An 18,720-nucleotide genomic window follows, 5' to 3' on the forward strand; every position below is an offset into this window, starting at 1 on the left:
CGGTCCTCCCGGCGGACAAGAAAACTGTCACCCATGCTATCGGTCCATTCTGTTACCTATCTATCCGGTTCGGACAGCAGCATCTTTCTCCCCGTCACTATACGGGGAGAAATGTCCGGCAGGACAATGAGGGGCAGCGCCTGCGCCTGTCCGACTGGGGATAGCAGCCAAGAACTACTCAGCCGCCTCATACCCCGCGATGCCCTTGATCTCCAAGAAATCCTCGAGCCCGTATTCGGCGTACTCCCGGCCGTTGCCTGACTGCTTGTAGCCGCCGAAGGGCAGGCCGGCGTCCCATTGGGGATAGTTGATGTAGACATTGCCCGAGCGCATGCGCGCCGCCACGTCGCGCGCCTTCTGCAGGTCCTTGGCCTGGATGTAGGAGGCAAGGCCGTAGACGGTGTCGTTGGCCTGCTCCACCGCCTGTTCGACCGTGTCGTAGGGCAGGATCGCCAGCACCGGGCCAAAAACCTCTTCGCGCGCGATTCGCATGTCGTGGGTGACGTCGGCGAAAACGGTCGGCCTGACATAGTAGCCGCGATTGAGTTCGGCCGGGCGGCCGGGGCCGCCGGCGACCAGCGTCGCACCCTCGTCGATGCCGCTCTGGATCAGGTCCTGGATCTTGTCGAACTGGACCTGGCTGACCACAGGCCCGAGCTTGGTGTTGGCGCCGTCGGCCGGGCCGACCGTAAACTTTTCAGCCGCCGTCTTGGCGTATCCGGCGGCCTCGTCGTGGCGGTCGCGCGGCACGAACATGCGGGTCGGCGCGTTGCAGGACTGGCCGCTATTGCTGAAGCAGCCGGCGACGCCCTTGCTGACGGCGGTGGCGAGGTCGACATCCGGAAACAGGATGTTGGCCGATTTGCCGCCAAGCTCCTGGTGCACGCGCTTGACCGTGTCGGCGGCGGCCTTGGCTACCAATATGCCGGCCCGCGTCGAACCGGTAAACGACATCATGTCGATGTCGGGGTGGCTGGACAGCGCCTGGCCGATGCCCGGGCCGTCGCCGTTGACGAGGTTGAACACGCCCTTCGGCACGCCGGCCTCGTCGATGATCTCGGCGAAGATGATGGCGTCGAGCGGAGCGATTTCGGACGGCTTCAGCACCATGGTGCAGCCGGCGGCGAGTGCCGGACCCACCTTGCAGGTGATCTGGTTCAGCGGCCAGTTCCAGGGCGTGATCAGGCCGACGACGCCGATCGGTTCCTTGACCACGAGGTGGTTGCCCTTGACGTGGCGGAATTGGAAATTCTTCAGCGTCTCGGCCATCTTGGTCAGATGTGCGAGGCCAACGCCGACCTGGCTGTCGAGCGCCATCTGGCGCGGCGCGCCCATCTCGCGCGACACGGCGAGCGCCAGGTCCTTGCTGCGCTTCTTGTAGACTTCGATGACGCGGTTGAGGATATCGAGGCGCTCCTCGACCGAGGTGAAGCCATATGAGTCGAAGGCGCGCTTGGCGGCGGCCACCGCCTTGTCGACATCGGCTCTGGAGCCGAGTGAGATCTGCGCGAACACATCCTCGTTCGACGGATCGACGACGTCGAGCGTGTTGGGCACGACAGGATCGACCCATGCGCCGTCGATATAGAACTGCAGATTGTGTGACATGGTTTCTCCTGGGGGGTGTGCCGCATGGCCGGTCAGGCCGTCATATCGGGCAAGAAATAACGATGCGCAAACGGCGCTGTCAAACGCAACCCCGAACTGGTTGAGCCAGCGCGCCAGTGGTTGAGCCAGCGCGCCGATCGTCGGTCAGCGCCCGGCGATGGGCGGACTATAGCAACGTGTGCCCGGCTTCGCCCAGATGCTGTCTCGCCGCGGGCTCGTCTGCCGCTTTCACCAGCAGGTGGTCGCCATCGAAGGTCGACACCAGGAAGATGCCCAGCTCGTTTTCCGACAGCGGCCTGATGACCGACAGCACGATGCCGGTTTCGTCGAACGCAAAGGGCCCCTTCAATTTGAAGGCGACCCAGTCGCGATCGTGCTTGACGGCATCCGGCACGCGATCCTGAAGGCAGGTGATCGAGAGCTCGTCATCGGTTCTGGTAATGCTGACGAAGCCTGGTCCGTCCGCCCAGGCAGGAATGCCGTCACCGACTTGAAGCCGCGAAATCGCATAAAGGCCGGGGAGGTGCTTGAGCTTGATCCTGGCAGCCATCCTCACGCTCCGATTGGCGGGCATCCAACTGGCCGCTTGCTCATATAGACCGTCGTTCCGTTCATGAACGGCTCCTCCCGATCGATCGTATAGCCAAGCTTGCGATAGAGCGACACATTGGCTTCGAAGGCGCCATTGGTCAACAGGCGGAGCTCCGGGCGTCCTGCCTCAAGCGCCTTGGTTTCCGCACGCTCCAGCATCAACCGGCCGACGCCGCTGCCCTGCGCCTCGGGCGCGACACAGACATTCTCGATCCAGAGGTGATCGTCCTCCAGCATGGTCTCGATCATGCCGACGATGCGGTCCTCCGTGACGGCGAGTTCGAACTGGTGTTCGGCGACGGCCTTGTCGTAATCGGCGCGCATCGGCAGCGGCTCGCGGCCGATCACCGGCACCCATCTGGCATAGGCGGCACGGACGATGTCCCGGATCGCGGCGGCGTCAGCAGGTTTGGCCGGCCGAAACCGGATGGAAGAATTGGCAATCATCAAAAGGCTCCAGGCAGCAAAAAGCCCGCCGGCGTTTTTCGCGGGCGGGCTGGGGAAACGAAGCGGATCTATCAAGCCGATCTTCCTCGTCGCGCAATCAGCGTGCCCTTCCGCACTGTGCGGGGGCGGCGTCGCTTGGTGTCGGCGGGCGCGAGAACGAACATGGTGGCAGGCTGGGGCAGCAACAGCCATGCGTCAAGGCACCGTCCAGGCCGATCGTTAGGCCAACTATCGGCAGCGCTTTGCCTAGCCGCCAGCCGCCAGCGGCCTTCCCGCCGCTGGTCGATGCCTTGCGATATCGCGGGTAAAGCGGCTGGATTGTATCCGTGGCCGTTCTATCTTCCCGATCGGGCGTTCTACCAACGGAGCCATCGCCGTGACCGAAACCGATCTCTATCGAGGCTATATCGACTGCCTCAACAATCAGGATTGGCAAAGGCTGCATCGCTTCGTCCATGACGAGGTGCATTATAATGGCGACCGGGTTGGACTGTCGGGCTATCGCGACATGCTGGAACGGGATTTTCGCGAAATCCCGGACCTCTATTTCGATGTCCAGCTGTTGATCTCAGACCCACCGTTCATAGCGAGCCGCCTCCAGTTCAATTGCACGCCCAAGGGAACTTTCCTCGGACTGCTCGTCAACGGCAGGAAAGTCTCCTTCAGCGAGAACGTCTTCTACGAGTTTCTGAACGACAGGATCAGGAACGTCTGGTCCGTGATCGACAAGGCGGCGATCGAGGCGCAGCTTTGATGTCACGCGCCACCTATCCTCTTTGCAGCCGGTGGTAAACTTGCCTACTTTGTCTAGATAGGAGTAGCCGCCGATGGCGAATGTCGAGAAAGTGAGCGTTGCCCTCACGCCCGAAATGGCAACCATGATGCGCGAGGTCGTTGCGGCGGGCGAATACGCTTCGGCGAGCGAAGTCATGCGCGAGGCCTTGCGCGAGTGGAAGTTTCGTCGGGTGCAACGCGACCAAGCCATCGACGAGTTAGGCCGCCTATGGGACGAAGGCATGGCAAGCGGCGATCCCGTAGACGGACGGGATGCCTTCGCCCGGATCAAAAGCAAGCTTGATGCGAGGATTGCCGAGCGCACATCGCGATGACGCTGCGCCTAAGATCGGAGGCCGAAGCTGATATCGAAGCCATCGCGCTTTATATAACCGAGGACAGTCCCTCGGCGGCATTGCGTTTGGTATGACGAAATCCATGCCCATTGCGAACGCATCGCCGACATGCCGGGCATGGGCATTGCCCGGCCGGAAGTGCGAGCAGGGTTGCGCACGTTCCCCGCGGGAAACTACTTGATCCTCTATCGCCAAACGGACAACGGTGCGGAGATCGTGCGTGTTATTCATGGCGCACGGCGGTGGCAGGAATTGTTGTAGCCCGACGGATTGCGTCCTCGCAGTTCGGTGCGCTTGCATGATCGCCAAGGCACCAGCAATGCGCGCACGCGTTCTTGTGGCCGTCTTTGACCGCGATCGTTCGAAAAATTCGATCATTCTAACTAGAATAATTCGTTGGAAAGATCGATTGTGAAATGGCATTTCCCCGGCATGCCCGCCTGGAGAATTGCATTGTCTTCCCTGACCCGCATTGCGAACGATATTCCGAAAAGCAGGATTTCCGCCGATCTGGTCGCCGGCCGCAAGCGCCTCGATTCCCTTTGGAACGGCATCATCCCCGGCATCGTGCTGGTGGCGATGATCACCGCCGTCGCCTTCTCCGTCCGCAATGTCTCCGGCTTCGCCTTGTTCAGCCCCATGATCCTGGCCGTCGTCGCCGGCATGATCTATTCCAACGTGCTCGGCACGCCGGCGCACGCCAAAGCCGGCATCGCCTTCTCGCAAAAGCGCCTTTTGCGCTTCGCCATCGTGCTGCTCGGTTTCCAGCTGACGCTTAGCCAGGTCGTCTCCATCGGCGCTAGCGGCGTCGGCATCGTGGCGCTGACCCTTGGCGCAACCTTCCTCTTCACCATCACGCTCGGCCGGCTGATCGGCGTCGACGCCAAGCTGGCGCGGCTGATCGCCGCCGGCACCTCGATCTGCGGCGCCTCGGCGATCGTGGCCACCAACATCGTCACCGATGCGCGCGACGAGGACGTCACCTACGCCGTCGCCTCGATTACTTTGTTCGGCACCGTCGCCATGCTCGGCTTTCCGCTGCTGGCGCCGATGCTCGGCCTCGACCAGCATGCGTTCGGCCTGTGGGCGGGCGCTTCGATCCATGAGGTGGCGCAGGTCATCGGCGCCGGTTTCCAGAACGGCACCCAGTCCGGCGAGATCGCCACGGTGGCCAAGCTGACCCGCGTCGCCATGCTGGCGCCGATGGTCATCGCGCTCGGCCTGACGGCGCGCCGCGGGAGCAACGACCAGTCGGCGGCGCGACCGCCCATGCCATGGTTCGTCGCCGCCTTCGTCGCCGTCGTGGCGCTGAACAGCCTCGTCGCGATACCGGCCGAAGTGAAGCAGGCGATTGTGCTCGCCACCACCATCATGCTGACCATGGGGCTCGCTGCCATGGGTTTGCAGGCCGACATTTCGCAGCTGCGCTCGCGCGGCCTGCGCCCGCTGGCGCTCGCCTTCTGCGCCTTCCTGTTCATCGGCTGCTTCAGCCTGATGCTGGTGAAGGTCTCAGGCTAATCAATCCACAAACGAACTCGCCGCGACATAGATCGCCGCCAGCGCCTCGATGCCGGCCTGGTCGGCACTGTCGAAACGGCCAGGCGTCGGACTGTCGAGGTCGAGCACGCCGAAGACGCCCTCCTCGTCTTCCAGCAGCACCACCAGCTCGGAGCGCGAGGCGGCGTCGCAGGCGATGTGGCCGGGGAAATCATGCACGTCCTTGATCAGCATCGAGGTGCCGAGCTCGACCGCCGTTCCGCACACGCCGTTGCCGACAGCGATGCGCACGCAGGCCGGCTTGCCCTGGAAGGGGCCGAGCACCAGTTCCTCGTCCGATGCCAGGAAGTAGAAGCCGGCCCAGTTGAGGTCGGGCACCATCTGGAAAATCAGCGCCGAGGTGTTGGCCGCGTTGGCGATGGAATCGCCCTCGCCCTCCAGCAATGCCTTCAGTTGCACGGCGAGGTCGCGGTAGAACGCGGCCTTGTCCGAGGTATCGATGGCCTTGGCGGCGAACATGGCTTGTCTCCGTATTGAGGATCGCGGTTCCGTTTTTCCGCAAACGCCCTGCACCAAACGACCACTCGACGATACTAGCTTGAATTCCAGTCGCCGCGAAAGTCGGAAGAAGATGCCTAGTCGGACACTCGGCAGCACGGCACGTCCATCGAACCGTGCTGCCTTGATCAAGAAGGCAAGTTCGTCAGCCGGCGGGTTTGTACGCGCCCGCAGCCTTTTTGGCGGCCGCGAGCACTGCCTTCATATCGAGTTCTTCCAGTACAACCATCTCGGTCAGCGAGCCGCTCGCTCGCACGGCAAGGGACATGCCAATCCCCGCTGACTGGTCCGGCACCTCGCCATTGACAACGACGTCATAGATGCCGCGCGTGAACATCACGCTGCTCACCTTGCCGCCAACGCTTTCAAAAAGCGCCTTGACCGCAGCCTGCCTGTCCGAGCCTTGCATCAATCCTTTGGCGGCATGAGGCGCATAGTTTGCCAAGATAATCACTTTCATGGGTATTTCCTCCAAATGTCATTGTCTCGTGCTGCTCCATAATTCGAGCGGCACGGAGTGATTTATTTTTCGGAACAATCGCAGGCGCCCCCGGGACGCGTCGGCGGCCAAGGGCTCGCTGCCAGATAAATATGCTCTCAAGCTAATATAATGACAATACCGGACACTCCGACACTGCCGACAGGAAGTTGTCTGGCTGGAACACGCTCGGCCAACGGCATCGAGCTCGCGCCGTTGACGCGCGATGTGGTCTGAGGTTGAACGGCCAGTAGCGGCGCGGCCTTACATCGGGCGCTTGGGTTCGCCCTTTTGTGGCGTTGCCGTATCTGAATCGGACTTCTTGTGCTTGTCGGCGGCAATCCTGCGGATGCGGTCGAAGCGGCTTTCCTCGGTCGTCTCGGTCGTGACGACCGTCTCTGGCTTCTGCGCGAACACGATCATGGATCGATCTCCTGGGCTAGAGGCCTGCGCACCGGGAGAAGATCCCCCGGCGGTAATATCGAACTTCAGTGAGCAGCCGGCGTGGCTGATTGAGGCAGGCCTGGAAAGCGGCTTCGATGAAGCCACCCCCGCAGGTCGACTGAACCCTTACTAGCCGCCCATGCCGCCGCCACCACCCGCCGGCGCCGCATCCTTCGGCGGGATGTCGGTGATCATCGCTTCGGCGGTTATCAGCAAGGCCGCGATCGAGCCGGCGTCCTGCAATGCCGTGCGCACCACCTTCGCCGGGTCGACGATCCCAGCCTTGATCATGTCGACATAGACCTCGTTCTGGGCGTCGAAGCCTTGATTGTGGTCCTTGCTGTCGGCGAGCTTGCCGACGACGATTGAGCCTTCGACGCCGGAATTCTCGGCGATCTGGCGGATCGGCGCCTCAAGCGCGCGAAGCACGATGGAGATGCCGGCGGTGACATCGGCATTGGCGCCGTTCAGGCCCGATAGCGCCGACCGGGCACGAAGCAGGGCGACGCCGCCGCCTGGCACGATGCCTTCTTCGACCGCCGCACGCGTGGCGTTCAGCGCGTCGTCGATGCGGTCCTTCTTTTCCTTCACTTCCGATTCGGTGGCGCCGCCGACGCGGATCACGGCAACGCCGCCTGACAGCTTTGCCAGCCGCTCCTGGAGCTTTTCCTTGTCGTAGTCCGAGGTCGTCTCCTCGATCTGGCCCTTGATCTGGGCGACGCGCGCCTGGATGGTCGCCTTGGTGCCCGCGCCGTCGATGATCGTGGTGGTGTCCTTGTCGATCAGCACGCGCTTGGCGCGGCCGAGCATCTCGATGGTGACGTTTTCAAGCTTGATGCCGAGATCCTCGGAAATCATCTGGCCCGATGTGAGCACCGCGATGTCTTCCAGCATCGCCTTGCGACGGTCGCCGAAGCCCGGTGCCTTGACGGCCGCGACCTTGAGGCCGCCGCGCAGCTTGTTCACGACCAGGGTAGCGAGGGCCTCGCCTTCGACGTCCTCGGCAATGATCAGCAGCGGCCTGCCGCCCTGCACCACCGCTTCGAGGATGGGCAGCATCGCCTGCAGATTGCCGAGTTTTTTCTCGTGGATGAGGATATAGGGGTCCTCGAGTTCAGCGCGCATCTTGTCGGCATTGGTGACGAAGTAGGGGCTGAGATAGCCGCGGTCGAACTGCATGCCTTCGACGACGTCGAGTTCGGTGTCGGCGGTCTTGGCTTCCTCGACGGTGATGACGCCGTCATTGCCGACCTTGTTCATCGCCTTGGCGATCATTTCGCCGACGCTGGCGTCGCCATTGGCGGCAATAGTGCCGACCTGCGCGATCTCGGCCGACGACTTGACCTTCTTGGCCTTCGCCTTGATTTCCCCGACGACGGCGGCGACGGCCTGGTCGATGCCGCGTTTCAAATCCATCGGGTTCATGCCGGCGGCGACCAGCTTGGCGCCTTCGCGCAGGATCGAAGCGGCCAGCACCGTGGCTGTCGTGGTGCCGTCACCAGCGAGGTCATTGGTCTTCGAGGCCACTTCGCGCACCATCTGCGCGCCCATGTTCTCGAACTTGTCCGCAAGCTCGATTTCCTTGGCAACGGCGACGCCGTCCTTGGTGACGCGTGGGGCGCCATAAGCCTTGTCGATGATGACGTTGCGACCCTTGGGACCCAGAGTCACCTTCACCGCATTGGTGAGGATTTCGACGCCGCACAGCATGCGGTCACGCGCATCGGTGGAGAATTTGATTTCCTTGGCAGACATGATTTTTTCCGTTCGAGTTTGAGGGGGCCAGTCGCCGCGCCGAACGCGCGGCGCTCCAGTCAGGCGGCCTTCTTGGCTTCGACAGCCCTTTCGATGACGCCCATAATGTCGGCTTCCTTCATGATCAGCAGGTCTTCGCCGTCGATCCTGACCTCCGTCCCCGACCATTTGCCGAACAGGATCAAGTCGCCGGCCTTGACGTCGAGCGGAACGAGCGCGCCCTTTTCGTCGCGTGCCCCCGGACCGACGGCAATGACTTCGCCTTCCTGCGGCTTTTCCTTGGCATTGTCGGGAATGATAATGCCGCCCTTGGATTTAGTATCGCCTTCGGCGCGCCGGATGACGACGCGGTCGTGGAGTGGACGGAACTTCATGAGAACTTCTTTCTGGGGCCGGCATAGGCGACCGCGCCCTCTCCTATAGGCGGTTTGGCACTCGATAGATAGGAGTGCCAAAATTTATCGTGAGACGAATTAAATATTAGAAGTATTATTTCAGCGCTCGGTTTCTCCACGCCGGCAAGGGCCCAAATAATTCGAAAGATTGAATTTTTCCTGCCGAGCCCCTATTTATCTGACAAGTTCGTTTTCACGATTTCAGCATGAAGGAGATTTGTTCGATGGCCGATGGCAATCACACTCTGATGGAAAAAGCCCAAGCCCGCTTTGTCGACAAGCAGAAGAAGACGGCCGAGCACAACAAGGCAACCGCTGAATACATGTCCGAGGCGCGGGCCAGGGAGATCAAGACGAAACGACTGAGAGAGTTGCGGCTGGCCAAGGAAGAAGCCGACCGCATGGCGGAAGCCCAGAACCCGGCACCGAAGAAGAAACGGGCGGTAAAGAAGGCCTAGAAATTCCAGGAAAGTGCGGCGGTTTCGCTCGCGCGGGCAAAGAGCGTTCAGCCCTCATGCCGCGGCGCTGTGCCCTTTCACTTGCCCCTCGGCCTTGAAGATGCGGAACGTGTTGCGGCCTGCGGCCTTGGCGGCATAGAGCGCGGTGTCGGCCTGCATGAACAGGTCGCAGGGCTGACCGGCCTCGGCGAAGGCAATGCCGACCGAGGCGCCCAATCTGAGCGACTGGCCTCGGACGGGAAGCGGCTTGGCCATCGCCTCGATGAGGTGGCGCGCCATGCCTGAGACGGCGGCTCGATCGAGATGCGGCCCAAGCAGCACCGCGAACTCGTCGCCGCCGACGCGCGCCACCAGCTCCGCCTCGCCGCAACCGCCGGTAAGGCGTTCTGCCGCCGCCTTCAGGCACTCGTCGCCGACGACATGGCCGAAGGTGTCGTTGACGGCCTTGAAGCCGTCGAGGTCGATCAAAAGGAGCGCGCCGACGGGTCGGCCCTCCTCCGCATGCCCGAGCCGCGCCTGGAAGCGGGCGCGGTTGGCAAGCCCGGTCATGGCGTCGAATTCGGCCAGATAGCGCATCCGGTCCGAGAGGATTTTTTCCTCGGTGATGTCCTGCTTCATGCCGAAGATGCGCACGGGCACATCAGCCTCGCACTCGACGGTGGCGGTGATGCGGATCCAGCGGCAATGGCCGGCCACGGTCGTGATCTCGGCATCGAGGGTGAAGCCGCTGCGCTCGGCGATGGCACGGCCGCGCAGACTATCCAGTGCCTTGCGCGATTCAGCCGGATAGCACTTGATGATCTCGCCGCGGTCGAGCACCGAGCCGCGCGGCAGGTCGAACAGGTCGTAGACCACATCGGTCCAGGTAAGTCGCTCGTCGGGCAGGCTGCATTCCCACACGCCGATGCGCGCCGCGGCCGACGCCCGGTCGAAGATCTTGCGGCTGTGGGCAAGCGAAACATCCTGCCTGGCGATCAGCGCCGCCTGCGCGGCAAGTTCCGCCTCGAGCCTGGCGATGGTCGCGGCATCGTGGCGCCGTTCGTCGGCGCTGCCTTGCCCCACCCGCTTGCCGGGTAGCGAGGCCGGGTCGTTCGGAGTGCAGGATGTATCGGGCATGGAGGAACTCCTGGCGGGCGACCACCATGGCGCAACAGCCCTTAAAACTTCGCTGACGGCAGGCCTGGTTTTGATGGAGCGATTGTCGAAGTCAGCGCCGCCCCTCACCTGCCTGCCGGCATCCTCTCCCCGTATAGGGACGGGGAGAGGGGCGCTTATTGATGGCTTCGCCAATCGCCAACGTTGCAAAAGAGGGCGCCGAGGTCGCGGCCGCCCCTTCTCCCCGTCACTATACGGGGAGAAGTGCCCGGCAGGGCGATGAGGGGCAGCGCCACCGCTCGGAATGGCGTGGTGGAATGGAGGAGCTTATCCAACACTTTTCCCCTTGAACCCACACCCAATCTGGCCTAGCCTTGAATGAGAAAAGGTTTTTCCAGACATTTCCGATCAGGCTCGGCCATTGGCCGGGCTTTATTCCGGTCGGTAAGAGAAAACCTTTTCCCAGCTAAGGATTCTCGGCCCGATGGCATCGGACGATCAGCCAGTTCCGGTCTTTCCCAAGCCCGTCACCTTGCGTGACGTGGCCGCCCGGGCCGGCGTCAGCGTCGCCACCGCCTCGAAGGCGCTCAACGACCAGGGGCGGATGACCGCCGAGACCCGCGAGCGCATCCGCGACACGGCGCGCAGCCTGGGGTTTCGTCCCAACAGCCTGGCGCAGAGCCTGCTGAGGCGGCGCTCCTTCACCGTCGGCCTGCTCACCAACGATACTTATGGCCGTTTCTCGCTGCCGCTGATGTCGGGCATATCTGACGCGCTTGTCGATGCCGGCGTCTCGGTGTTCCTGTGCAATGTCGAGGAGGATCCGCGCCTCGGCCAGCTTCATGTCGAGGCCATGCTCGACAAGCGCGTCGACGGCATCATCGCCACCGGCAAGCGCATCGATCGCCATCTGCCCGTCGACCTCTCCAATCTGCGCGTCCCGGTTATCTACGCCTTCACCCAGCCCGATCCCGACGCCGTCGCCTTCGTTTCCGACGATGCCGGTGGCGCGCGGCTGGCGATCGAGCATTTCTGCCGGCTCGGCCGCAAGCGCATCGCCCATGTCACCGGCCCGGCGAGCTTTGCCGTGGTGCACGAACGGGCGCAGGCCTATAGCGCCGCGCTGACCGAAAACGGCCTGCCTGCCATCGAGCCGCTGCTCGGCGCCTGGTCGGAAGCCTGGGGACATGAGGCCGTGGCAAAACTGTTCGACACCAACGGCGAAAAGCCGGACGCCGTCTTCTGCGGCAACGATCAGATCGCGCGCGGCGTCATCGATGCTCTGCGCGAACGAGGCCTCGGCGTGCCCAATGATGTCGGCGTCATCGGCTTCGACAATTGGGAGATCGTGGCCGAGGCGACCCGCCCGCCGCTGACCTCCATCGACATGAACCTGGCAGCGCTTGGACGCGAGGCCGGGCTGACCCTGCTTTCCCTGGTTGGCGGCAAGCCCGCCACGCCGGGCATTCGAAAACTGCCGTGCCGGCTGGTGGTGCGGCAGTCCTGCGGCCGCCTGTCAAATGGCTGAGAAAGACGGCTGAAGAACGAAACGCCGCGATTGGCGGCAAGCCGCGCATCGCGGCAAATGTGGAGGAGGAGAACATGAGGACTTTGATTGCCAAACTGGCCCTGACGGCTGCCGCTCTGGGATGCGGCCTGCAATTTGCCGCCGCCGAGACCGCCAACATCTGGGTACGTGCCGACGGCTCGAACTTCATGCCGAAGATCGTCGACGCCTTCAACAAGGCGAACAAGGACCAGGTCAAGCTCGACATCATTCCCAATGCCGAGATCATCCCGAAATATGGTGCGGCCGCCGCCGGCGGCACGGCGCCCGACGCGTTGTCGCTCGACCTGATCTACACGCCCTCCTTCGCCGCCGCCGGCCAGCTGGAGGACATCACCGATTGGGCGAAATCCCTGCCCTATTTCGCCAGCCTGTCTCCGGCGCATGTGAAGACCGGCACCTACAAGGACCATATTTACGGCCTGCCCTTCTCGGCCGACGCCTCGGTGCTGATCTGGAACAAGAAGCTGTTCAAGCAGGCCGGCCTCGACCCCGAGAAAGGTCCCACCAACTGGGCCGAGATCGAAGCCGACGCCGAGAAGGTCAACGCGCTTGGCGGCAACATCAAGGGCTTTTATTTCTCCGGCAATTGCGGCGGCTGCAACATCTTCACCTTCACGCCGCTTATCTGGGCCTCGGGCGGCGACATCCTGTCGGAGGACGGCTCGAAGGCGACGCTGGACAGCCCGCAACTGCGCGGCGCCATCGATCTCTACCGCTCCATGGTCAAGAAGGATCTGGTGCCGGCGGGAGCCCAGACCGACACCGGCGCCAATTTCTTTGCCGCCTTCGCCGCCGGCAATATCGGCATCTCTCCCTCCGGCGCCTTCGCCATCGGCGCGCTCAACACGCAATATCCCAATGTCGACTACGGCGTCACCTTCCTGCCGGGCAAGGATGGCAACTGGTCGTCCTTTGCCGGCGGCGACAATTTCGTCGTCACCAAGGGCACCAAGAAACTCGCCGTGGTGAAGGAGTTCCTGGACTTCGCCTATTCGCTCGAAGGCCAGACCATCCTCGCCAAATACGGCAGCCTGCCGGTGCGCGGCGACATCGCCAAGGACGCGCTCAAAGATCTCGACCCGCGCTACCAGATCGCCGCCGAAGCCATGGCCAAGGGCAAGACGCCCTATTCCGTGGTGTTCAACGACCTGATCAACTCCGCCAATGGCCCGTGGACGCAGATGATCAACGAGGTCTTCTTCGGCGACGACGTCGACGGCGCGATCGCCAATGCACAGGAAACCATGCAGTCGATCATCGACCAGGCGCCGCAGAAGTAGCGCGCGCCTGTCCGGCCGCCCGCCTGTCTCCCTGGGCGGGCGGCCGGGAATTTGCATCGCTAACGACAGGGCTATCGCGTTGAGACAAGACCCTCTCATCCGGCCGCTACGCGGCCACCTTCTCCCCGCTGGGGAGAAGAGGCTGGCGCCCGTGCCGGCGCCCTCCTCTCCCCTCGGGGAGAGGTCGGATTGCCCCGAATTGCCCTTCGCAATTCGGTTGGCAATCCGGGTGAGGGGGTACTTGGCCGATGCCCTAACAGCATCGAGCGCTCAACCATGACCACCATCACCGCAACCACCGCCCCGCCCCGCGCTCGCAAACTCGTCGGTGCCGGGCGCCGGCAATGGATCGGCCTGCTCTATGTCGCGCCGGCGGTGGCGCTGGTGATGGTGTTCTTCGTCATTCCGCTCGGCATGACGGCGTGGATGTCGCTGCACAACTGGCCGCTGATGGGCGAGCACTCCTTCATCGGCCTCGGCAATTACTGGGCGATCCTGCGCGACACCAGATTCTGGAACGCGCTAAAATTCACCGGCTACTATACGGTGGTCGTCACCATCGCGATCTTCGCCGTCGCCTTTCCGCTGGCGATCTTCATCGAGCGGCCGCGCCCGTTCACCAATCTCTATCGCACCATGTTCTTCATGCCGGCGGTGGTCGGCTTTGCCTCTGCGAGCCTGCTCTGGTCGTGGCTACTCAACGTCGATTCCGGCCTGTTCAGCCCAGCCGCCTACGACCTCGGCCTGATCGACAAGAAATTCAACCTGCTCGCCACCTTCCAGCCGGCCTTCTGGTCGATCATCGCCATGGTGGTGTGGAAGGTCGCAGGCTTCACCATGATCATCCTGATGACCGGCCTGCAATCGATCCCGCAGGATTTGCAGGAGGCCGCTGTCATCGATGGCGCCGGGCCGTTCGCCCGATTCCGGGCGATCACGCTGCCGCTGATGCGCCGCACACTGGCGCTGGCGCTGATCCTGTCGGTCGCGGGCTCGATCCTTGCCTTCGACCAGTTCTACATCATCCTGCGCGGCGGCCCGCGCAACCAAACACTGACGGCGGTGTACTGGATCTTTAACCAGTCCTTCGTGTCGTTCAAGCTCGGTTACGGCGCCGCACTCTCGATGGTGCTGCTGGTGATCCTGGTGACGCTCAGCCTCGTCCAGCTCTGGCTGCTGCGCAAGCCAGAGGGGCTCGACTGATGGCGCAGGCGATGTCAGGCACAGGCAAGCTCGCCGCGCGCTTCGCCAGGCACTCCACCGGCATCATCGCCTCGGTGTTGTTCGTGGCGCCGATCGTCTGGACGGTGCTGTCGGCCTTCAAGCCGGCGCAGGAGGCCCGCCTGCCGCCGCTGCCGCCATGGCCGACGACGGGGTTCTCGCTGGAGAACTACGCCACGTTGAACAGCTTTGGCGACGGGCTGTGGGCCTCGGCCCAGAACAGCATCTACGTCTCGGTGATGACGGTCATATTGTCGGTCATAGTTAGCGTGCTCGCCGGCTACGGTTTTTCGCGGTTTCGGTTTCCCCTGAAGGATCTGTTCTTCGTCCTCATCCTGTCGACGATCATGATCCCGTTCCAGTCGATCCTGACGCCGATCTTCCTGGTGCTGACCAAGCTTGGCCTGCACAACACGCTGACCGGCCTTGTCGGCGTCTATGTAACGCTGCAGCTGCCGTTCTCGATCTTCATGATGCGCAACGCCTTCGACGCGGTGCCGCGCGAGATCGAGGAGGCCGCGCGCATGGACGGCGCCGGCAACGCCACCATGCTCATTAAGGTCATGCTGCCGCTGGTCTGGCCGGGTGTCGTCACCATTGCGCTGTTTGCCTTCCTCGGCGCCTGGAACGAATTCCTCGCGGCCCTGGTGCTGATGACCGACCAATCCAAATTCACGCTGCCGGTGATGATGACAGCGCTTCAGTCGGGCCGCTTCGGCGCCATCGACTGGGGCGCCGTGCAGGCGGGCGTCACCGTGATGATGGTGCCGTGCCTGATCCTGTTCCTGGCTTTGCAGCGCTTCTACATCCGCGGCCTGATGGCCGGGGCCGTCAAATAACAGATCGAATGGAGTGAGTTCATGACCGGATCGCAAACCGCAAAGACGGCTAGAACGGGCAAGCCGAAGCTCGCCTTCCGTCCGCTGCCGGTGCCGCAGGTCGACGTGCACGGCTTCTGGGGCGACCGCGCCGAGGCGGTGGCGACGCGCACCGCCGACATCCTTTACGACCGCTGCGTGGAGGCGCGCATGCTGGAGCAGATCGACCCCGACCGCCCCTCGCCCGGCATCGTCATTCCGTTCCATTCGCCTTCGCCCGACGAGGCCGCCTCCCCCGGCTTCACCGGTTCGACCGTGACCACGCAGATGTTCTGGGATTCCGATCTCGGCAAGACGATCGAGACCGCGGCCTATTCGCTCTACCGGCGCAAGAACCCTGAACTGGAGAAGAAGATCGACGCCGTCATCGACATGTACGGCAGGCTGCAGCAGGACGACGGCTATCTCTCCAGCTGGTATCAGCGCATCCAGCCCGGCAAGCGCTGGACCAATCTGCGCGATTGCCACGAGCTCTATTGCGCCGGCCACCTGATCGAGGGCGCGGTCGCCTACTACCAGGCGACGGGCAAGCGCAAGCTGCTCGACATCATGTGCCGCTATGCCGACCACATCGCCTCGGTACTGGGTCCCGAGCCCGGCAAGAAGAAGGGCTATTGCGGCCATGAGGAGATCGAGCTGGCGCTGGTCAAACTGGCACGAGTGACCGGCGAGACGAAATACATGGAGCTGGCGAAGTATTTCATCGACCAGCGCGGCCAGCAGCCGCATTATTTCGACGAGGAGGCGCGCGCCCGCGGCGCCGACCCGAAGGCCTATCATTTCAAGACCTACGAATACAGCCAGTCGCACATCCCGGTGCGCGCGCAGGACAAGGTCGTCGGCCACGCGGTGCGGGCCATGTATCTCTATTCGGGCATGGCCGACATCGCCACCGAATATGGCGACGACACGCTGCGGGTGGCGCTCGACCGGCTGTGGGACGACCTCACCACCAAGAACCTGTACGTCACCGGCGGGCTCGGTCCGTCGGCGCACAATGAGGGTTTCACCAGCGACTACGACCTGCCTAACGAAACCGCCTATGCCGAGACCTGTGCGTCGGTCGGGCTGGTGTTCTGGGCGAGCCGCATGCTCGGCATGGGCCCGAACGCCCGCTACGCCGACATGATGGAGCGCGCGCTCTACAATGGTTCGATCTCGGGCCTGTCGCTCGACGGCTCGCTGTTCTTCTACGAGAACCCGCTGGAAAGCCGGGGCAAGCATAACAGGTGGAAATGGCACCGCTGCCCTTGCTGCCCGCCCAATGTCGGGCGCATGGTCGCTTCCGTCGGCAGCTATTTCTACAGCCTGGCGGACGACGCGCTTGCGGTTCATCTCTATGGCGATTCCACCGCCCGCTTCGACATGTCGGGCACGCCGGTAACGCTGACGCAGGCGAGCCGCTATCCCTGGGATGGTGCCGTCGAGATCGCGGTCGAGCCGCAATCGCCGGTGGAGTTCACGCTGCATTTGCGGGTGCCGGGTTGGAGCTCCAAGGCCGGCCTCGCCGTCAATGGCATGACGGTCGACCTCGAGGAAGTCACCAGCGACGGATATGCCGCGATCCGGCGCAACTGGACAAAGGGCGATCGTATCCGGCTCGATCTCGAAATGCCGATCGAGCGGCTCTACGCCAATCCCGAGGTCCGGCAGGATGTCGGCCGCGTCGCACTGTCGCGCGGGCCGCTGATCTACTGCGTCGAGGCATCAGACAATGACGCCAGCCTGCATCGCCTGACCCTGCCGCGCACGGCAGGCATAGAGGCCCATGACGAACCGGACCTGCTCGGCGGTGTGGTGACGCTTTCAGCCACGGCACAAGCCGACGCCGGCGACGGCTGGCAAGACGGGCTCTATCGTTCCGAACCGCCGGCCAAGGTCGAGACGCGCCTGACGGCCATCCCCTATTTCGCCTGGGACAACCGCGAGCCCGGCGAGATGCTGGTCTGGCTTCGGGACGGCTGAGGTTGGTTGCGGGGCCCGCAAACCTCTCGCGGCCCTGTTATGTCCGGCTTGACTGGGTAGCCGCCGCGGGCAGCGGCGTTTTCGGCGCCGCTTGCGCGGCGCTGCCGTCGACATGCGCCCAGGCTGGCCGTTCGAATAGGAACATGCCGAAACCAATGCGCTGGACGATGAAGTAGAGCACGACGGGGCTTATGATCGAGACCAACAGCACCGCCAGGCTGAGCATGCCCGTGTCGGTCAACAGGCCGCTTGCCAGCGCAGCGCCGCGAAACAGCGACATCGGGATGGTGAAGGCGACATAGACGACCAGTGAGTGTTCGCCGAGCCACCGCAGCCATTCCATGGCGGGAAATCTCGACAGGAAGCCGCCAAGCACGCAAAGCGCCACCGCTCCAGCGACGGCCAGCACCAGATGCAGCGGCGGCCATGCCGCCAAGCCCATCCGCATGCCGACGGGCTGCATGGCATAACCCGGCGAATAGACCAGCAGGCCGTTGACAACAGCCCACAGCAGCAGCCCGGCAACGGCCAGCGCCGGGCGGGCTTGCGTCCATTCGACGAGCCGGAACACCAGCGGCGCCATCACGAAGCCGACGTAGAAAAAGACGAAATAGGCCGCGAATTGTTCGACCGCATAGCTGTCCGGATGGGGCGCCCACATCTGCAGGCAGGCGGCGATCGGGATGACGATCCAGGCAGGGACGGCGAACTGCCGCAGCAGTTTCGCGGCAAGGCCGAACACCGCCAGCATGTAGATGAACCACAACACGCCATAGGGCTGGACGACGGCCATTGCCAGGTCGTGCAGCATGCCGGCGGGATCCCGGCTGAAAATGCCGATCTTCAGCCCGATCGAGATGATCGCCCACAGCACGTAGAAATAGAGATAATGGACGACGCGCCGGTCGATATAGCGCCGCCACGGCCGGTCGATCACCTGCGACAGGAAAAGCCCCGAGATCAGGAAGAATTCGGGCATCCGAAACGGCGTCGCGAAGCCGATGACGTAGTGGAGGAAGCCGACGCCGCCCGTGTACTCGCCGGTGTTGTAGGCTGAGTACATCATGACCACGAGGATGATGGAGAGGCCTTTGGCCGTATCCACCCACGGCATGCGCATCGGGCTTTTCATGGCGGCGAATCCAGACCGGGCCGGCCGGCTGGCCAGCCATCATCCGGCGATGTCTACCACCATCAAGCTTCCCAGATCGTAAACGCGCCTTTCTTCTACGTCGGCGCTGCCCCTCACTGTCCTGCCGGACATCTCTCCCCGCAAACGGGGCGAGAGGCGCTACCGCAACGCCGGCGCATTTATTGCAACGTGGGCAATTGGCGAAAGCAGCCACGATA

At 63.2% G+C, this 18,720-nt stretch carries 20 protein-coding genes; 10 read left to right on the forward strand and 10 right to left on the reverse strand.

What is annotated here, in order from left to right:
* Positions 1–174: 174 nt before the first annotated feature.
* The 3 genes from FJW08_RS15860 to FJW08_RS15870 all read right to left on the reverse strand — a co-directional run bounded on the left by FJW08_RS15860 (position 175) and on the right by FJW08_RS15870 (position 2,646).
* Complete coding sequence (locus tag FJW08_RS15860) at positions 175–1,608, reverse strand: aldehyde dehydrogenase family protein (protein WP_140811377.1); 1,434 nt, start codon at positions 1,606–1,608, stop codon at positions 175–177.
* 166 nt (positions 1,609–1,774) lie between these two features.
* Positions 1,775–2,158 (reverse strand): ACT domain-containing protein, encoded by a 384-nt coding sequence (locus tag FJW08_RS15865; protein ID WP_140811378.1) that lies wholly within the window; start codon positions 2,156–2,158, stop codon positions 1,775–1,777.
* Positions 2,159–2,160: 2 nt separating this feature from the next.
* Positions 2,161–2,646 carry a GNAT family N-acetyltransferase gene (locus tag FJW08_RS15870; protein ID WP_140811379.1) on the reverse strand — a complete coding sequence of 162 codons (486 nt, stop codon included), beginning with the start codon at positions 2,644–2,646 and terminating at the stop codon, positions 2,161–2,163.
* Positions 2,647–3,022: 376 nt separating this feature from the next.
* Here FJW08_RS15870 and FJW08_RS15875 point away from each other — a divergent pair, with 376 nt between their 5' ends.
* The 4 genes from FJW08_RS15875 to FJW08_RS15890 all read left to right on the forward strand — a co-directional run bounded on the left by FJW08_RS15875 (position 3,023) and on the right by FJW08_RS15890 (position 5,294).
* Positions 3,023–3,400, forward strand: a complete 378-nt coding sequence (locus FJW08_RS15875) for an ester cyclase (RefSeq protein ID WP_181178776.1) — start codon at positions 3,023–3,025, stop codon at positions 3,398–3,400.
* Between the two features lie 73 nt (positions 3,401–3,473).
* Entirely contained in the window at positions 3,474–3,755 is a 282-nt protein-coding gene (locus tag FJW08_RS15880; RefSeq protein WP_140811380.1) for a type II toxin-antitoxin system ParD family antitoxin, read from the forward strand.
* Between the two features lie 138 nt (positions 3,756–3,893).
* Entirely contained in the window at positions 3,894–4,037 is a 144-nt protein-coding gene (locus tag FJW08_RS32935; protein ID WP_246682393.1) for a type II toxin-antitoxin system RelE/ParE family toxin, read from the forward strand.
* A gap of 192 nt (positions 4,038–4,229) precedes the next feature.
* Positions 4,230–5,294, forward strand: a complete 1,065-nt coding sequence (locus FJW08_RS15890) for a YeiH family protein (protein WP_140811381.1) — start codon at positions 4,230–4,232, stop codon at positions 5,292–5,294.
* Here the strand turns inward: FJW08_RS15890 and FJW08_RS15895 are convergent, their stop codons facing one another.
* From FJW08_RS15895 to FJW08_RS15910, 5 genes are all read right to left on the reverse strand, one after another.
* Positions 5,295–5,792 carry a GAF domain-containing protein gene (locus FJW08_RS15895; protein WP_140811382.1) on the reverse strand — a complete coding sequence of 166 codons (498 nt, stop codon included), beginning with the start codon at positions 5,790–5,792 and terminating at the stop codon, positions 5,295–5,297.
* A 184-nt stretch (positions 5,793–5,976) separates the two neighbouring features.
* Positions 5,977–6,291, reverse strand: a complete 315-nt coding sequence (locus tag FJW08_RS15900) for a GYD domain-containing protein (RefSeq protein WP_140763630.1) — start codon at positions 6,289–6,291, stop codon at positions 5,977–5,979.
* 282 nt (positions 6,292–6,573) lie between these two features.
* Positions 6,574–6,732, reverse strand: a complete 159-nt coding sequence (locus tag FJW08_RS32395) for a hypothetical protein (RefSeq protein WP_181182943.1) — start codon at positions 6,730–6,732, stop codon at positions 6,574–6,576.
* A 150-nt stretch (positions 6,733–6,882) separates the two neighbouring features.
* The gene (gene groL, locus FJW08_RS15905) at positions 6,883–8,508 is read right to left on the reverse strand and encodes a chaperonin GroEL (protein ID WP_140811383.1); all 1,626 of its coding nucleotides are present in this window, start codon (positions 8,506–8,508) and stop codon (positions 6,883–6,885) included.
* A 59-nt stretch (positions 8,509–8,567) separates the two neighbouring features.
* Positions 8,568–8,882, reverse strand: coding sequence for a co-chaperone GroES (locus FJW08_RS15910; RefSeq protein ID WP_140811385.1), 315 nt, complete (start codon positions 8,880–8,882; stop codon positions 8,568–8,570).
* A gap of 245 nt (positions 8,883–9,127) precedes the next feature.
* Here FJW08_RS15910 and FJW08_RS15915 point away from each other — a divergent pair, with 245 nt between their 5' ends.
* Positions 9,128–9,361 (forward strand): hypothetical protein, encoded by a 234-nt coding sequence (locus FJW08_RS15915; RefSeq protein WP_140811386.1) that lies wholly within the window; start codon positions 9,128–9,130, stop codon positions 9,359–9,361.
* A 54-nt stretch (positions 9,362–9,415) separates the two neighbouring features.
* Here the strand turns inward: FJW08_RS15915 and FJW08_RS15920 are convergent, their stop codons facing one another.
* The gene (locus FJW08_RS15920; RefSeq protein WP_140811387.1) at positions 9,416–10,477 is read right to left on the reverse strand and encodes a diguanylate cyclase; all 1,062 of its coding nucleotides are present in this window, start codon (positions 10,475–10,477) and stop codon (positions 9,416–9,418) included.
* Between the two features lie 463 nt (positions 10,478–10,940).
* Here FJW08_RS15920 and FJW08_RS15930 point away from each other — a divergent pair, with 463 nt between their 5' ends.
* The 5 genes from FJW08_RS15930 (at position 10,941) to FJW08_RS15950 (ending at position 17,370) form a co-directional block, all read left to right on the forward strand.
* Positions 10,941–11,984 (forward strand): LacI family DNA-binding transcriptional regulator, encoded by a 1,044-nt coding sequence (locus tag FJW08_RS15930; protein ID WP_140811388.1) that lies wholly within the window; start codon positions 10,941–10,943, stop codon positions 11,982–11,984.
* A 74-nt stretch (positions 11,985–12,058) separates the two neighbouring features.
* Entirely contained in the window at positions 12,059–13,306 is a 1,248-nt protein-coding gene (locus tag FJW08_RS15935; RefSeq protein WP_140811389.1) for a sugar ABC transporter substrate-binding protein, read from the forward strand.
* A gap of 276 nt (positions 13,307–13,582) precedes the next feature.
* On the forward strand, positions 13,583–14,509 hold the full coding sequence (locus FJW08_RS15940; protein ID WP_140811390.1) for a sugar ABC transporter permease: 927 nt from the start codon (positions 13,583–13,585) through the stop codon (positions 14,507–14,509).
* Entirely contained in the window at positions 14,509–15,366 is an 858-nt protein-coding gene (locus tag FJW08_RS15945; RefSeq protein ID WP_140811392.1) for a carbohydrate ABC transporter permease, read from the forward strand. The genes FJW08_RS15940 and FJW08_RS15945 overlap by 1 nt, the downstream gene beginning before the upstream one ends.
* Before the next feature lie 21 nt (positions 15,367–15,387).
* Complete coding sequence (locus FJW08_RS15950; protein ID WP_140811393.1) at positions 15,388–17,370, forward strand: glycoside hydrolase family 127 protein; 1,983 nt, start codon at positions 15,388–15,390, stop codon at positions 17,368–17,370.
* A gap of 37 nt (positions 17,371–17,407) precedes the next feature.
* Here FJW08_RS15950 and FJW08_RS15955 read toward each other — a convergent pair whose 3' ends face one another.
* Positions 17,408–18,502, reverse strand: coding sequence for an acyltransferase family protein (locus tag FJW08_RS15955; protein ID WP_140811394.1), 1,095 nt, complete (start codon positions 18,500–18,502; stop codon positions 17,408–17,410).
* Between the last annotated feature and the right edge of the window lie 218 nt (positions 18,503–18,720).

This window comes from Mesorhizobium sp. B3-2-1, from assembly GCF_006439515.1.
Lineage (GTDB): Bacteria > Pseudomonadota > Alphaproteobacteria > Rhizobiales > Rhizobiaceae > Mesorhizobium.

Excerpts from the sequence above, each read along its gene's own strand:
- FJW08_RS15935 (WP_140811389.1), top strand. The coding sequence starts at position 12,059 with ATGAGGACTTTGATTGCCAAACTGGCCCTGACGGCTGCCGCTCTGGGA.
- FJW08_RS15930 (WP_140811388.1), top strand. The coding sequence starts at position 10,941 with ATGGCATCGGACGATCAGCCAGTTCCGGTCTTTCCCAAGCCCGTCACC.
- FJW08_RS15950 (WP_140811393.1), top strand. The coding sequence starts at position 15,388 with ATGACCGGATCGCAAACCGCAAAGACGGCTAGAACGGGCAAGCCGAAG.
- FJW08_RS15860 (WP_140811377.1), bottom strand. The coding sequence starts at position 1,608 with ATGTCACACAATCTGCAGTTCTATATCGACGGCGCATGGGTCGATCCT.
- FJW08_RS32935 (WP_246682393.1), top strand. The coding sequence starts at position 3,894 with ATGGGCATTGCCCGGCCGGAAGTGCGAGCAGGGTTGCGCACGTTCCCC.
- FJW08_RS15870 (WP_140811379.1), bottom strand. The coding sequence starts at position 2,646 with ATGATTGCCAATTCTTCCATCCGGTTTCGGCCGGCCAAACCTGCTGAC.
- FJW08_RS15955 (WP_140811394.1), bottom strand. The coding sequence starts at position 18,502 with ATGAAAAGCCCGATGCGCATGCCGTGGGTGGATACGGCCAAAGGCCTC.
- FJW08_RS15865 (WP_140811378.1), bottom strand. The coding sequence starts at position 2,158 with ATGGCTGCCAGGATCAAGCTCAAGCACCTCCCCGGCCTTTATGCGATT.
- FJW08_RS15880 (WP_140811380.1), top strand. The coding sequence starts at position 3,474 with ATGGCGAATGTCGAGAAAGTGAGCGTTGCCCTCACGCCCGAAATGGCA.
- FJW08_RS15900 (WP_140763630.1), bottom strand. The coding sequence starts at position 6,291 with ATGAAAGTGATTATCTTGGCAAACTATGCGCCTCATGCCGCCAAAGGA.
- FJW08_RS15915 (WP_140811386.1), top strand. The coding sequence starts at position 9,128 with ATGGCCGATGGCAATCACACTCTGATGGAAAAAGCCCAAGCCCGCTTT.
- FJW08_RS15910 (WP_140811385.1), bottom strand. The coding sequence starts at position 8,882 with ATGAAGTTCCGTCCACTCCACGACCGCGTCGTCATCCGGCGCGCCGAA.
- FJW08_RS15945 (WP_140811392.1), top strand. The coding sequence starts at position 14,509 with ATGGCGCAGGCGATGTCAGGCACAGGCAAGCTCGCCGCGCGCTTCGCC.
- FJW08_RS15920 (WP_140811387.1), bottom strand. The coding sequence starts at position 10,477 with ATGCCCGATACATCCTGCACTCCGAACGACCCGGCCTCGCTACCCGGC.
- FJW08_RS15895 (WP_140811382.1), bottom strand. The coding sequence starts at position 5,792 with ATGTTCGCCGCCAAGGCCATCGATACCTCGGACAAGGCCGCGTTCTAC.
- groL (WP_140811383.1), bottom strand. The coding sequence starts at position 8,508 with ATGTCTGCCAAGGAAATCAAATTCTCCACCGATGCGCGTGACCGCATG.
- FJW08_RS32395 (WP_181182943.1), bottom strand. The coding sequence starts at position 6,732 with ATGATCGTGTTCGCGCAGAAGCCAGAGACGGTCGTCACGACCGAGACG.
- FJW08_RS15940 (WP_140811390.1), top strand. The coding sequence starts at position 13,583 with ATGACCACCATCACCGCAACCACCGCCCCGCCCCGCGCTCGCAAACTC.